General features: G+C 67.4%; 14 protein-coding genes. 3 read left to right on the plus strand and 11 right to left on the minus strand.

Features of this window, described 5'->3' with window-relative positions:
• Positions 1 to 22: 22 nt before the first annotated feature.
• Positions 23 to 1,690, minus strand: coding sequence for a SulP family inorganic anion transporter (locus BLV60_RS01500; RefSeq protein ID WP_093048787.1), 1,668 nt, complete (start codon positions 1,688 to 1,690; stop codon positions 23 to 25).
• Between the two features lie 131 nt (positions 1,691 to 1,821).
• On the opposite strand from BLV60_RS01500, the gene BLV60_RS01505 reads away from it, so the two are divergent.
• Positions 1,822 to 2,442, plus strand: a complete 621-nt coding sequence (locus BLV60_RS01505) for a DUF4337 domain-containing protein (RefSeq protein ID WP_093048790.1) — start codon at positions 1,822 to 1,824, stop codon at positions 2,440 to 2,442.
• On the opposite strand, the gene BLV60_RS01510 is transcribed toward BLV60_RS01505, so the two are convergent.
• Positions 2,439 to 2,753: a hypothetical protein gene (locus BLV60_RS01510; RefSeq protein ID WP_093048793.1), complete on the minus strand. Its 315-nt coding sequence runs from the start codon at positions 2,751 to 2,753 to the stop codon at positions 2,439 to 2,441. The genes BLV60_RS01505 and BLV60_RS01510 overlap by 4 nt on opposite strands.
• Before the next feature lie 453 nt (positions 2,754 to 3,206).
• Between BLV60_RS01510 and BLV60_RS01515 the strand changes: the two genes are divergently transcribed.
• Positions 3,207 to 3,815: a flavin reductase family protein gene (locus tag BLV60_RS01515; protein WP_097199919.1), complete on the plus strand. Its 609-nt coding sequence runs from the start codon at positions 3,207 to 3,209 to the stop codon at positions 3,813 to 3,815.
• 7 nt (positions 3,816 to 3,822) lie between these two features.
• Here the strand turns inward: BLV60_RS01515 and BLV60_RS01520 are convergent, their stop codons facing one another.
• From BLV60_RS01520 to BLV60_RS01545, 6 genes are all read right to left on the minus strand, one after another.
• Positions 3,823 to 4,626, minus strand: coding sequence for a CPBP family intramembrane glutamic endopeptidase (locus BLV60_RS01520; RefSeq protein ID WP_093048799.1), 804 nt, complete (start codon positions 4,624 to 4,626; stop codon positions 3,823 to 3,825).
• Positions 4,627 to 4,675: 49 nt separating this feature from the next.
• Complete coding sequence (locus tag BLV60_RS01525) at positions 4,676 to 5,503, minus strand: ChbG/HpnK family deacetylase (RefSeq protein WP_093048801.1); 828 nt, start codon at positions 5,501 to 5,503, stop codon at positions 4,676 to 4,678.
• Entirely contained in the window at positions 5,496 to 7,076 is a 1,581-nt protein-coding gene (locus BLV60_RS01530; RefSeq protein WP_093048804.1) for an ArnT family glycosyltransferase, read from the minus strand. Before BLV60_RS01530 ends, BLV60_RS01525 begins: the two co-directional genes overlap by 8 nt.
• On the minus strand, positions 7,073 to 8,125 hold the full coding sequence (locus tag BLV60_RS01535; RefSeq protein WP_176928692.1) for a glycosyltransferase family 2 protein: 1,053 nt from the start codon (positions 8,123 to 8,125) through the stop codon (positions 7,073 to 7,075). Before BLV60_RS01535 ends, BLV60_RS01530 begins: the two co-directional genes overlap by 4 nt.
• Positions 8,122 to 8,718 (minus strand): phosphatase PAP2 family protein, encoded by a 597-nt coding sequence (locus BLV60_RS01540; RefSeq protein ID WP_093050325.1) that lies wholly within the window; start codon positions 8,716 to 8,718, stop codon positions 8,122 to 8,124. Before BLV60_RS01540 ends, BLV60_RS01535 begins: the two co-directional genes overlap by 4 nt.
• A 162-nt stretch (positions 8,719 to 8,880) precedes the next feature.
• Positions 8,881 to 9,330, minus strand: a complete 450-nt coding sequence (locus tag BLV60_RS01545; protein ID WP_093048807.1) for a hypothetical protein — start codon at positions 9,328 to 9,330, stop codon at positions 8,881 to 8,883.
• 172 nt (positions 9,331 to 9,502) lie between these two features.
• Here BLV60_RS01545 and BLV60_RS01550 point away from each other — a divergent pair, with 172 nt between their 5' ends.
• Positions 9,503 to 9,880 (plus strand): DUF3703 domain-containing protein, encoded by a 378-nt coding sequence (locus BLV60_RS01550; protein ID WP_093048810.1) that lies wholly within the window; start codon positions 9,503 to 9,505, stop codon positions 9,878 to 9,880.
• A 35-nt stretch (positions 9,881 to 9,915) separates the two neighbouring features.
• On the opposite strand, the gene BLV60_RS01555 is transcribed toward BLV60_RS01550, so the two are convergent.
• Genes BLV60_RS01555 through paaZ form a run of 3 tightly spaced genes read right to left on the minus strand, consistent with a single transcriptional unit; the run spans position 9,916 to position 13,336 of the window.
• Positions 9,916 to 10,476: a methyltransferase family protein gene (locus BLV60_RS01555; protein WP_093048812.1), complete on the minus strand. Its 561-nt coding sequence runs from the start codon at positions 10,474 to 10,476 to the stop codon at positions 9,916 to 9,918.
• A 29-nt stretch (positions 10,477 to 10,505) separates the two neighbouring features.
• On the minus strand, positions 10,506 to 11,264 hold the full coding sequence (locus tag BLV60_RS01560; protein WP_093048815.1) for an SDR family NAD(P)-dependent oxidoreductase: 759 nt from the start codon (positions 11,262 to 11,264) through the stop codon (positions 10,506 to 10,508).
• Positions 11,264 to 13,336 carry a phenylacetic acid degradation bifunctional protein PaaZ gene (paaZ, locus tag BLV60_RS01565; RefSeq protein WP_093048818.1) on the minus strand — a complete coding sequence of 691 codons (2,073 nt, stop codon included), beginning with the start codon at positions 13,334 to 13,336 and terminating at the stop codon, positions 11,264 to 11,266. The genes BLV60_RS01560 and paaZ overlap by 1 nt, the downstream gene beginning before the upstream one ends.
• Between the last annotated feature and the right edge of the window lie 20 nt (positions 13,337 to 13,356).

The raw sequence follows: 13,356 nt of genomic DNA on the forward strand, positions 1-13,356 counted from the left end.
CGCTGCCTCCGACGGCAGGTGATCAAGAAGACCGTGGTGTCCTGTTTTCTGGTTGCACCGCATCGTCGACGCTCCAGGGCGCGTACACCTCGGCATGCAGGTCGGGCGAATTCACCTTCGCGAGCAGATCGCGCACGTCGTCCTTCACGCGCGCCAGCGACAGGCGCAGGCCGCGCACCCGCACGTATGCGGCGAAGTCGCACAGCGCCTCGATGCTCGTCGCGTCGAGGTCGGCCGATTCTTCCAGGCTCAGCACCATGCGCCGCAGGCCCGGCGTCGCGTCGATACGTGCGCGGATCGATGCGAACACTGCATCCGCATTGCCGAAGAACAGCGGCACATCGGGCCGCGCGATCAGCACGCCCGGCGGCACCACGGCTTCGGGGTGGCGCGCGGTGTCTACAAAGTCGTGGCTCTGCCCAAGCCGGCCGAGCCAGCTCACGGTGGTGCGCGAGAAGCCGCGCAGCAGCAACAGCAGGCTCACGCCGATCGCAGCCAGCAGCCCGTTGAGCACGCCCAGCAGCAGCACCGCGGCAATCGCCACCAGCGCCACCAGCCGGTCGCGCCGCCACTGGAAATACGGCCGCAGCGCCGCCGGGCTCAACGTGTGGCTCACCGCGTGGATGACGATGGCCGCCAGCAGTGGCTCGGGCGTGTGAGCGATCCACGGCAGCAGCGTGAGCACCGCCACCAGCACCACCAGCCCTGCCACGATGCCGGCCGCGCGAGTCTTCGCGCCGGCCGATTCGTTGGCCGACGTGGCCGAATAGCCCGCGCCCACCGGCATGCCCTGGAACAGCGCCGACAGCAGGTTCGCACCGCCGAGCGCCAGCAGGTCGCGGTTGGCCGACACGTTGTCGCCATGGCGCATCGCGAAGGTGCGGATAGACCCGTAAGACTCGGCATAGAGGATCAGCGCCATCGCGAAGGCCAGCCCGCCGAGGCTCTGCCACTGTTCCCGGTCGAGCTGCGGCACACCCGGGTGCGAGAAGTCGAGCGAGATCGGCCCCACCGCCGCCACGCCCCAGGCATGGCACAGGCCGCTCACGTCGAGCACGATACCGGCCACGATCACCAGCAGGGCCGCCGGCACCGCGCGCCATCGTGCCAGGCCGCGCAGCAGCACCAGCGCGACAAGCGCCATGGCCGCGCCCGCAAGATTCCAATGCCGCCATTCGGCCACCAGCCCCGCGGCAAGGCGGAAGAAATCGCTGTGCGCCGGCTGCACCGCGAGCACCTTGGGCAACTGCTTGACCACGATGGTGAGCGCCAGCCCGAGTGCGAAGCCGCGCAGCACCGGCTTGGCGATCAGGCTAGACACAGCGCCGAGTCGGGCGATGCCCGCAATCACGAAGAACACCCCGGCCAGCAGCACGATGCCCGCGCCCAACGCAAGCCGCGTGACCGCATCGACACCCGTCACCGACATCGTGGCCGCGAACAGCACCGCGGCGGAAGACGAGGTGGCCGAGACGATCGCGAAGCGGCTGCTGCCGAAGAGGCCGTACACCAGCAGCCCCGCGAACAGCGCGATCACGCCGGCCTGCGGTGGCAGCCCCGCTATGCCCGAATAAGCGACCGCCTCGGGCAGCAGCAGGCCCGCGATGGAGACGCCCGCGACGACGTCGGCAAGGCCGGGGCGGTGTGGGGCGGTCGTGGGCGTGGGCATCGGGGGAGTTTCTGCGGTCATGGGCAAGTTTGTTGTTGTCGCTTCATGCTGGCAATGGGTAGCGGACCGGAACCTGACGGCGCAGCGGGATACCGGCGCGCGACCGTGCATACTCTCGCGCGCCCTAAAAACCATATTTCAGCAAGGATCCCATGTCAGGACACGGCTTTCACGTGCACGGCCCGCACGACCACGAACTGGAACACGCTGCATCAGGCGGCCATGGCGGTGGCCATGACGACGCAGCAGCAGCGCATTCCGGCGGCATGAGCATGACGAGCAAGATCGCGGTGTGCACCGCCGTGATCGCCACCGTCGGCGCGATCTTCTCGTACATGGGCGGGGCCACGCAGGCCAACGCCGGCCTCTACAAGAACAACGCCGCGATCAAGAAGACCGAGGCATCTAACCAGTGGAATTACTTCCAGTCGAAGAGCACCAAGCAGGCGCTGGCCGAGTTCGCGCGCGACACCGCGACCGACGACACCCGCAGGCAGGGTTGGCAGGTCAAAGTAGCGCGCTACGAGCAGGAGAAGACCGACATCCAGACCGAGGCGAAGAAGCTGGAGGCGGAGGCGAGCCGGTGGGATGCGCAGTCTGATGAGCAGATGCATCAGCACCATCGGTGGGCTCAGGCTACTACTGTGCTGCAGGTGTCGATTGCGCTGGCTGCCATTGCGCTGCTGACGAAGAAGAAATGGCTTGAGCGAGCGATGTTCGGCGTGGCGGCTGCGGGGCTTGTGGTGGGTGGGTTGGCGGCGTTTCACATCTAGTGCGTACCGCCTTCGCTCAAGGCGACACGCAACGACTGCATCGTGGTGTCGGCTGTTTCGATCCGCCGCTGCAATTCTTCATTAACCACCCGCACCAGCGCGCTGAGTTCGGTGCGTGTCGGATAAACCTCTTCGGTATCGTTCACCCCCTGTGAAACGATGAGCTTTTCGAGACCTACGTACGCACGCTGCACCTCGTGAAGACTGTCGATGTCATCGCATGCTTGCAGCGCAAGCGATTCAACGCTGGCGGCTTCAGAAGATTCGGGAAGTGAGTGAAGGTGCGCGGACGCGCGAGCGGATGCAGCCATGAATGGCCTCCAAGTGATTGCGGTTTGCTGAAACCGACGCACTCAACGCCAATTGAGGGCGGCAGCTCGACGGGTTGGCGTACCGGGCAATCACTTGCGTGAAACCGGCAGGGCGCGAGCCCTCCCGTCGAGCCGCCAAAACTGGAGGCACGAACGACAAAGCCGCAGACTCTGCGGAGAAACTGCGGCTTGCGTCGCAGTGATTGCACGGGACGCCAATCCCGATCACGCCTGTTTTTGACGTGACGGCGCGCAGTATAGCCACGCAGATACCTGTGATTCGAGGAGGGGCGGGATGGTCCTGCGCCTCACAGCCCCGGAGTTGGACCTGCTTCGGTGGAATGCTGCAGTGCGATACAAGCCAAGCCCATGACAGGTACGATTTCGCCGTGGCCGCATCCACACGGCCACCGTCTCCTCCCGCGTATGCCCCTAACCCGAGCAACCTCGTCCATGACCGCCTCCCACCGCCAGCCCGTTGCACTGAACAAAGCCTACCGCCTGCTGAACCACGGCCCCACCGTGCTGGTGAGTGCCGCGCATGGCGGCCAGCGCAACATCATGGCGGCAGCCTGGGCCATGCCGCTCGATTTTGATCCGCCCAAGGTGGCGGTGGTGCTCGACAAGAGCACCTGGACGCGTGTGCTGCTTGAGGGCGCGGGCAGCTTCGCGCTGCAGGTGCCGGTGCGTGCGCAGCTCGACCTGACCGAAGCGCTGGGCAACAGCTCTGGCCGCGAGATCGTCGAGAAGTCGGGGCAGGACAAGTTCGCCGCCTATGGCCTGGAGACCTTCGCGGGCACGGCCACCGATGCGCCGCTGCTCGAAGGCTGCGCGGCCTGGCTCGAATGCCGGCTGCTGCCCGAGCCCTCGATCCAGCAGCGCTACGACCTGTTCCTTGGCGAGGTGATCGCCGCGCAGGCCGATGAGCGCGTGTTTGCCAACGGTCGCTGGAACTTCACTGGGCACGACGAGCTGCGCACCTTGCACCACGTGGCGGGCGGGCACTTCATCGTCGATGGCGATGCAGTCGACGCGCAGCCACTGCCGCCGCTGTCTCGCTAGAAGAAGTTCAGGCTGAAGTGCCCCGTGCCGCGCGCGGCACCAGCATCGCCCGCAAGGCCAGCACGCCGCACACGGCTGCCGCCAGTGCCAGCAGCACGGCCCAGAGCAGGCGCGAGGGCGACGCAGCGTCCAGCCAGTCGGCCAGCAGCAAGGTGGTTGTGTTGTAGGCGGCGTGCAGCGCAATGCACGGAATGAGCGAGCGCGTGCGCTCGTACAGCCATGCGAGCACAGTGCCCATCACGAAGCCGACCACGAACTGGTAGATGTTCATGTGCGCCGCGCCGAAGAACAGTGCCGACATGAAGATCGCCTGCCCCCGCGGATAGCGCTGCAGGAAGCCGCGCAGCACGATGCCGCGGAACAGCATTTCCTCCAGCAGCGGCGCCAGCACGCACACCGCGAGCACGGCGGCGATGCTGCCGTCGGCCATGCGGCTGAACATCGATTCTTCCCAGGCCGACAGCGGAACAACGCGCATCAGCAGGTTGAGCGCGGAAGTAATCGTCAGCAGCAGCGCGGGCACCAGCAGCAGCACAGGCGGCACCACGAGCATGAGCACTGCCCCGGCGGAAGCCGGCGACTGGTGGAACAGCTCGCGGTACGTGAGCTTCTGGGCGTGCATCACCACCGCGAACACGCAGCCGTTGCCCAGCACGGCTGCGAGCACACCGATCTGCATGGTGTTGAGCTCCAGCCATCCGTTGGCGTCGCGCAGCGCTGCGCCAATGACGAACTCGCAGAGGAACAGCGCCACGAACAGGAGGGCGGCTTGCACCGCCGAGGGAAAGGCGGCGCTTTTCGGGGAGGGCATTGGGCGGGGCGCGGAGGGAGGGTGGCGCGGATGTTACGCGACCGGCTTGTCAGCCTCGCTGCAGGTGTTGCGAGAGCGGCGCGAGCGCTATCCCGCTGCTGCCGTCCTGCGCCGCCAGCACCAGTTCTCGCAGCAATGCGTACTCGCGCAACCGGGCAGCGCCATGCGGGTCGCCCGGCTCGATGCCGGCGGAGGGGTGGCACATGAGCACGTCGCCGGTATTGCATGCCGAGATCCATTCGGACAGGCGCTGCTCGTGTTGCTGCATGTCGCCCGAAAAATCGTAGACGCCCAGCAGGCGGGTGCTCACGGGAATGCCGCGCCGCGCGGCCAGTGCGGCCAACTGCGGGCCACCCAGTGCGTGGATGACCCGGGCCTTCAGCCGCTCGGGGCCCTGGCGCAAGCCCGGCGCCGTGCTGCGGATCCAGGGCGGCGACGTGGCATAGCGCCGCGCGATTTCCTCCACCAGCAGATCGCGTACGACCGGAAACTGGTGCACGTGCCGGTGCCCGTCGACGAAGGCGGGCGCGCGGCCCATGGCGTCCTCGAAGCGCGTCAGCTGGTCGCGGATGTCGGCCTGCAGCCCCGGTGCGAACACCGTGCGCGTGTACGTCCGTGCGAGCAGCCCCAAGAGCCCGGGCTCGGTGCCACCAGCACGGGCGGGCCGCGTGAGGTCCAGATGCAGGCCGGTATCGAACCGCGCCGGGTCAATGCGCCGCAGCATCCTCGTTCCGGTCAGCCAGGCATCGCGTCGCACCATGCAGCTGGCCGCGGAGATCTTTCCCTGCTCGGCCAGATCGAACACGGCGGAGTTGATGCCCGCGCTCATGCCGAAGTCGTCCGCGCAGATGCAGAGGTAGCGCAAGGCCTCACTCATCGCCGTTCGTTCCGGAGGTTGGGGCGGGTGCGGCATCAAGGCAGTGCGGGTCGTTCGTGGCGCTGCCTGCGAAACGCCAGACGGCGGCGCCGTCGTTCACTGCCACCAGTTGCATGCGAAAGAGCCAGGGATGCATGAGCTGCGCCGTGTTCGAAGCGACGAGCCATGTGGTGCGGGGCACGCACAGCGTCGCCGCGAGTTGCGAGTGGTCGATCAGCGTGCGGGCCGCGCGCTCCGGCTCGAAGCGGCCGGCGTCGGAGATCTCCTTGCGCCAGTTGTCGCGGGTGTCCAGCGCTGCCGCCTTCCAGTCGTCCGACACCAATACCGGCCCGCGCAGGTTCCAGTAGAAGGGAATGTCGTAGTAATAGCTGTCGAGCATCAGCACCTGGTCGCCGGGCGCCGCCGCCTGCCCGACCGGCAGCCGCAGCCGTGTGCCCGGCGGCGATGAAAGGATCGAAATGGCAACCACGCAGGCGATGCACACGGCGGCGGCCCCCAGCGCCATTACGCGCACCTTGGGTAGCAGCGTCTCCAGCACGCGGCCGGCGAGCACGCGCTGCGCGATCAGGTACGCCAGCGGCGGCAGGGCAGGCAGCACGTAGCCGACGAGCTTGGAGCGCGGCAGCGAGAAGAACACCACGATGACTGCGAGCCAGATCCACATCAACCAGTCGACATCGCTGAGCCGGGGGCGCGCGGTGCCGTCCTTGCCCCTGGGCACGAACACCCACGCGAACCAAGGCAGCGTGAAGCCTGCGAGCACCGGCAGGTAGAACCAGAAGCCATGCTCGTTGTTGAAGCCCGATGAAGCAAAGCGCCGGAAGTGCTGCGTGATGACGAAGTAGTCGAAGAACTCCGGGTACTTCATCTGCATCGCGATGAACCAAGGGCCGGCCACCGCCAGCACGATTGCCCAGCCGGGCAGCCACAACGCGAGCCGCAGTGTTGCGAGCCTGCGCGTTGCCGCGCACCAGATCGCGATCACCATCGCGGGCAGCACGAGGCCGATCAGGCCCTTGGCCAGCAAGCCGGCCGCGGCGAACAGGTAGGCGCCCGCAAGCAGCGCCCGCCATGGTTCCCGGCGCTCCTTCGCCATTGCGGCGCCGGCCGCCAGAAGCACCGTGGCAGAGATGCAGCCGGCCACCAGCATGTCGAGGTTCGCGAACTGCGCGCCCAGGAAGAAGAAGGGCGTGGTCACCAGCACCACCGTCGACAGCAGCGCCTGCGGCACTGTCGTCCATCGGCGCAGGAAGAAGAACAGCGAAGCCGCCGCTGCGCCACCACCCAGGACGGACGGCAGCCGCGCCGCCCATTCCACCGGCCCCGTCACCGCCATCGCGGCGGCGCCGATCCAGTAGAACAGCGGCGGCTTGTGGAAGAAGGGCAGGCCGTCGAGCCGAGGCACCAGCCAGTCGCCGGAGTGCAGCATCGCGAGCGCGACGCCGCCGTAGCGGCCCTCGTCAGGCGCCATCAGCGGACGGAGCCAGGCGGTGGCCAGCAGCCACGCGAAGAGCGCGGCAATGAGCCACAGCGGCCGGGGCACGGTCCGCCATGCAGAGTCGAATTGCTTCATGGCTTGCCGGTCTCGATCCCCGTGCCGCGCTCTTCGCGCACCACATACAGCGGACGGCCCTTGACCTCCTCGTAGATGCGCGCGATGTATTCGCCCACGATACCGGTAGAGATCATCTGGATGCCGATGAAGAACATCAGGCTCACGACGATGGTGGTCCAGCCCGAGACGGCATTGCCGAACAACAGGTGGTCGATTGCCACGAAGGCGCCATAGCCGAAGGCCGGCAACGCCAGCAGCAGGCCCACCACGCTGACCATGCGCAGCGGCCAGGTGGTGAAGGCAGTGAGCCCGTCGATGGCCAGGCGCACCAGCCGGCGTACGTTGAAAGTGCTGCGGCCTTCCGCACGCGGTGCGGGCGTGTAAGGCAGCGCCACTGCGCGAAACCCCACCCAGGCGTACAGCCCCTTCATGAAGCGGCTGCGCTCCGGAAGGCTCATGAGCGCATCGACCACCTTGCGGTCCATCAGGCGGAAGTCGCCCGCATCCTTGGGCACGGCGAAGCGGTCCGACGAATTGACGAGGCTGTAGAAGAGCCGGCTGCCGATCTGCTTGAAGCGGCTCTCGTCGCTGCGCTCTTCGCGCACCGCATACACCACCTCCGCGCCGGCCACCCACTGCGCGACCATTGTGTGGATGAGTTGCGGCGAGTGCTGCAGGTCGCCGTCGAGCAGCACCACCGCATCGCCCGTGGCAGCGGCAAGGCCTGCAGTGAGTGCGGCCTCCTTGCCGAAGTTGCGCGACAGCGAGATGCAGCGAAAGCCCGAGAGCTCGCACCACGCCTCGGCCACCGCGGCGGTGTCGTCGGTGCTGCCGTCGTCCACCACGATGATCTCCCAGCGCATGTGCGTGGCCCAGAGGATGTCTTCGAGCAATGGCAGCAGGTGCCGCAGGTTGGCCGCTTCGTTGAAGCAGGGGATCACACAGGAGATGCTGCGCGCTCCGGTCGGCGGAGTGAAAGGCGTGGCTGCGCGTGGTGCGGGCGCCTCGGCCTGCTGCAGCCTGGCCGGTGCGCGCGAATGCCTGCTGGCGTTGCTCGGGGAGATCATGGATGCCTCCAGAAAGAAGCGGCCGCTGTCTTGTCGTCGCGCGCGCGGCCAGCGTGCGACGCCGGAAAAGAAATGAACCGGTGCGCGAGCCATTGCACGGCGGCGAGCAGCCCTGCGATCGCGACCGCGAGCAGCAGGCCGGCTGCGATGTCGAGCGGGAAATGAACGCCCACGTAGACGCGCGCCCATCCGGTGATGGCGGCCAGCAGCAGCAGTGGCACGCTCAGCCTGCGCAGGCTGGGGCGCAGCAGGAAGGCCAGCGCCACCATGAACATCACCGTCGCGTGCGTGCTGGGCAGCGAGCCGCGGCCCGCATGCTCGATGTACGAAGGCGCCAGCCCCAGCATGAAGGGCCGCGGAGCGTTGAGCGACAGCGCAATCGCGTGCGAGGCCATCGATGCGAAGCCCGCGAGCGCTGCCACGATGCAAAGGTAGGCCCGGTCGGCGCGATGCCGCCACAGCGCCACAACGAGCACGCCCGCGCACAGCCAGCTGCCCCAGAGCGCGAAGGCCGATGCAACCGACAGCACCCACGGCGTCGGCTGGCTGCCGGCCGTGAGCCATTGAAAGAGTGTGAGGTTCAGCGCATTCATGGCGCCACCTTCTTCGGCAAGCTGGAGAAAACAGTGGGCGTGCGACAGCACCCGGTGCGGCGCGCGCACCAGAAAAATCCGGACATGGTCAAACCTTTCGAGAGGGACGCAGGAGCCCGCAGCGCGAAGCAGCGGACCACCAGACGCGCGAGGCGTCGTGTCTCAGATCCCGGAAGGTGGTGCAGCAGTGGGCGGCAGAAGCCGCCAGGGCTGCGAGAGAGGCGGGGCACCACCGTGCGGCGGCACGTGTTCGGGTGCTTCGCGCACGATGGGCATCACCAGCCGTGCGGCAGCCACGGCCAGCGGCAGCAGTGCCAGCACCATCGCCATCAGCGTGTTCAGCCCGAGCTTGAAGGCATCGGGGTGGTCGATGCTCGCCGGCGCCTGGGTGAACACCGTGGTCTCGCGGTCGGACGGATGATCCGCACGGTCGTCGGCTTCGAACTGCGTGGTTTCGCTGAGGTTGCGCAAACGCAGCATCGGCTCGTCTTCCAGCCCGTCGCAGCGGAAATGCACTGCGATGAACGGCTGCAGAAAGATCAGCAGGATGCCGGCAACGCACCACGCCTTGTAGTGCGCCTCAGCAAAACGACGGATGCGTGCGAGCAGCATGCACGAATGCTAGGAGGCTCGTGTGAACAGAACCTGATCGGGCGGGTCAGCATCCCGCAAGGTTGAGGATGACGTGCGTGTGAAAAGGCCTTCGTGGACTGCTTCATCGACCCCTCGTGCCGCAAGGCTGCTTCTTGACCCTGGAGTGGCTTTGGGGCTTTCAATCGCCTGCATGAATCCAGCTCTTCAGCATCAGGCTTTTGACCGTGAAATGTCATTCGCGCGCGCCGCACTGGCAAACGGCGACACCGCACAAGGGTGGCGTGCGCTCGAACTTGCACACGTCATCGGGCAGTCGCGCTTCCTTCTGCATCTGCGCGTCCATATGGCGATGCTCGGTGTCGCGGTGCGGCACAACGACCTGAAGGAAACGGGCGCACAACTGCTGCGCTTGGCCTTGGTTCCATTGGGTCACATGCTTGGCCGCCTGCCCGCCTTCAACCCCGGCAGTGGCCGCGTGAGTGCGCTATCGCCTGCTGACTGGCCTGGCGAACTCGACCCTCACTCTCTCGAGCGGATCGATCCTTCGGCATCACCACGCCGTTGCTGAACGGCGCTCACGCGGAGACGAGCTTCGGCCGCCCGCTAAAGCAAAAACGGAATAAACCGCCGCGTGCCCCGCATGTAAGCACGGTAGTCATCGCCGAAGTGCGCGATGCACTCCTGCTCGTCGCGCAGCGCCGTCAGAAACAGCAGCACCGTGGCCGCAACAACCAGCGCCAGCGTGAGCCATGTGAACTGCTTGAGAAAAGCACCCCACGCCAGCAGCATCAGCGCCGTATACATCGGGTGGCGGATGTAGCGGAAGGCGCCGGTGCTGACGATGGCTGAGGTTTTCTCGAAACCGTACAGCGCGGGGTCGTCGCTGCGCGCCTCGGTCGGCTTGCCCTGCGCCTTGAGCAGCCGCACCGCGTGGATCGGCAGCCAGATCGACAGCACGAAGAAGAGCGACGAGACGATCTGCTTGGGCGAGAACGGATCGTCATGCCACATGGGCAGGTTCACGACGATCAGCACCAGCATGCATTCCCATGCGAAGAAGCGGTAGAAACCGTGCGAGCCGGGCTGGCTCAGCGGGCCGCGCGACACATACAGCAAAGCGGCCGTGCCGGCGACGAAAAGGAAGAGCTGAATCCAGAAGAGCATGGCGGGCGAATTTACACGGCCCGCGGGCATCAGCCCGAAATGGAAAACCCGCCGTCGACGGGAATGGCCGTGCCCGTCACGTAGTCCGACGCGGGGCTCGCGAGGAACACGGCGGTGCCGGCAATGTCGGCCGGCTGGCCCCAGCGGCCGGCGGCGGCGCGTGCCTTCACCCGCTCGTACAGGCCCGGAACCTGGCTGCGTGCGCCGTCGGTCAGTTCGGTCTCGAACCAGCCCGGCAGGATCGCGTTGACCTGGATGTTGTCGGCCGCCCACGAGAGCGCCGTCGACTTGGTGAGCTGCACGATGCCGGCCTTGCTCGCGGCATAGGCCGGCGCATAGGGCGCGCCGAAGATCGACATCATCGAGCCGATGTTGATGATCTTGCCGCCGCCCGCGGCCTTCAGGTGCGGGTGCGCGGCGCGGCTGCACAGGAAGGCGCTGGTGAGGTTGGTGTTCATCACCTTGTGCCACTCGTCCAGCGAGAGCTGGTCGACCGGCTTGCGCACGGTGGTGCCGGCGTTGTTGACCAGGATGTCGAGCCGGCCGCAGCGCGCGGCGGCGTCGTCGAACAGCTTCTGCACCGAGGCTTCGTCGCTCACGTCGGCTTCGAGCGCGAAGCTGTCGCTGCCCAGCGCCTTCAGTGCTTCGACGGCAGCGGCCGACTTCTGCGCATTGCGCGCGGCGACGATGACGCGCGCGCCGGCCTTGGCAAGGCCCTGCGCCATGCCGAGGCCGATGCCCCCGTTGCCGCCCGTGACGAGCGCGACTTTGCCAGTGAGATCGAACATCAGGTAGAGGCTGGAGTGGAGGTGGTTTCGGGTTTCTTGGAAACGAGCGTCAGGATATCGTAGCTGGCGACCAGCTCGCCGTCCTGGTTCGTCACTTCCACGTCCCATGCCACCACGCCCTGGCCCTGGCCGCTCGCGTCCTTCTTGTTGCGGTCGATCTTGCGCTTGCAGGTCAGGCGCGCCTGGATGGTGTCGCCGATGCCCACGGGCTTGGTGAAGCGCAGCGTGTCGAGGCCGTAGTTGGCCAGCACCGGTCCCGGCGATGGCGACACGAACAGCCCGGCCGCGGCCGACAGCACGAAGTACCCGTGCGCAATGCGCTTGCCGAAGGGCGACTGCTTCGCGGCCACCTCGTCGAAGTGCATGTAGAAGTAGTCGCCCGAGATGCCGCCGAAGGCCACGATGTCGGCCTCGCCGACGGTGCGGCGGTGCGTGAGCAGCGAGTCGCCGATGCGCAGGTCTTCGAAGTAGCGGCGGAAGGGGTGCACATCGCTCTCGCGCACGGCCGCGCCGCGCACGTGCTCGCCGGTGATGGCGGCCAGCATGGTGGGCGAGCCCTGCACCGCGGCGCGCTGGAGGTAGTGCTTCACGGCGCGCAGTCCGCCGAGCTCTTCGCCGCCGCCCGCGCGGCCGGGGCCGCCGTGCTTGAGCTGCGGCAGCGGCGAGCCGTGGCCAGTCGACTCGGCCGCGGCCTCGCGGTCGAGCACCAGCAGGCGGCCGTGCCATGCGGCAGCAACCGGGATCGCCTTGGCCGCGATGGCCGGGTCGCGCGTGACCAGCGTGCCCACCAGGCTGCCGCGGCCGCGCGCGGCCAGTGCCAGCGCTTCGTCGATGCCGTCGTAGGGCATCAGCGTGCTGACGGGGCCGAAGGCCTCGACATCGTGCGCAGCGTCGTGTTCGAGCGGCTTGCGGCTCAGCAGCAGCGTGGGCGCGAAGAACGCACCTTCGCTCACGCCGTCGCCCACCGGCGAGAAACCGTCGCGCTCGCCGTACACCAGTTCCGCGCCCTTCAGCAGCGTGGCCACGCGTTCGGCCACGTCGGCTTGCTGGTCGCGCGAGGCGAGGGCGCCCATGCGCACTTCTTCGCGTGACGGATCGCCGACGACAGTTTTCGCGAGCCGCGCGCGCAGCCGCTCGGCCACCGCATCGAGATGCTGGCGCGGCACGATCGCGCGGCGGATGGCCGTGCACTTCTGGCCGGCCTTGGTGGTCATCTCGCGCGCCACTTCCTTCACGAAGAGATCGAACTCCTCGTCGTCGGGCGTCACGTCGGGCGCGAGGATCGCGCAGTTCAGCGAGTCGGCCTCGGCGTTGAACGGGATCGACTGGCGCACGATGTTCGGATGCACGCGCAGCTTGGCAGCGGTATCGGCCGAGCCGGTGAAGGTCACCACGTCGGGGCCTTCGAGCCGGTCGAGCAGGTCGCCCGTGCTGCCGATCACGAGTTGCAAGCTGCCCGCAGGCAGGATGCCCGACTGCACGATGAGGCGCATCAGCGCTTCGGTGAGGTAGCTGGTGGCCGTGGCCGGCTTGCCGATGCAGGGCATGCCCGCGAGGAAGCTGGGCGCGAACTTCTCGAGTAGGCCCCAGATGGGAAAGTTGAATGCGTCGATGTGCACCGCCACACCGCCGCGCGGCACCAGGATGTGCGTACCCGCGAAGCCCCCCTTCTTGCCGAGCGGGAAGGCCGGGCCTTCGTGCACGAGGTTGCCCGAGGGCAGCTCATTGGTGCCGATGCTGGCGTAAGCGCTCAGCGTGCCCGCGCCACCCTCGATGTCGATCCAGCTGTCGGCGCGCGTCGCACCCGTGTGGGCCGAGACGGCGTAGAGCGCTTCCTTGTTCGCGGCCAGGTACTTGGCCAGCGCCTTCAGGCGTTCGGCGCGCTGCTGGAAGTCGAGCGCCATCAGCGCGGGAATGCCGGTGCGGCGCGCGTACTGCAGTGCCTCGGCGAAGTCGATGGCCTCGGCGTGCGTGCTTGCCACGGGCTGGCCGTTGACGGCACTGCGCAGTTGCTGCGCGGCCTGCTGGCCGATCCAGCGGCCGGCGATGTAGCTTTGGAGGGTGGTGGTCATGGTGCGTGTCCTTTGGTCAA

This window comes from Variovorax sp. YR634, assembly GCF_900106655.1.
Taxonomy (GTDB): domain Bacteria; phylum Pseudomonadota; class Gammaproteobacteria; order Burkholderiales; family Burkholderiaceae_C; genus Variovorax.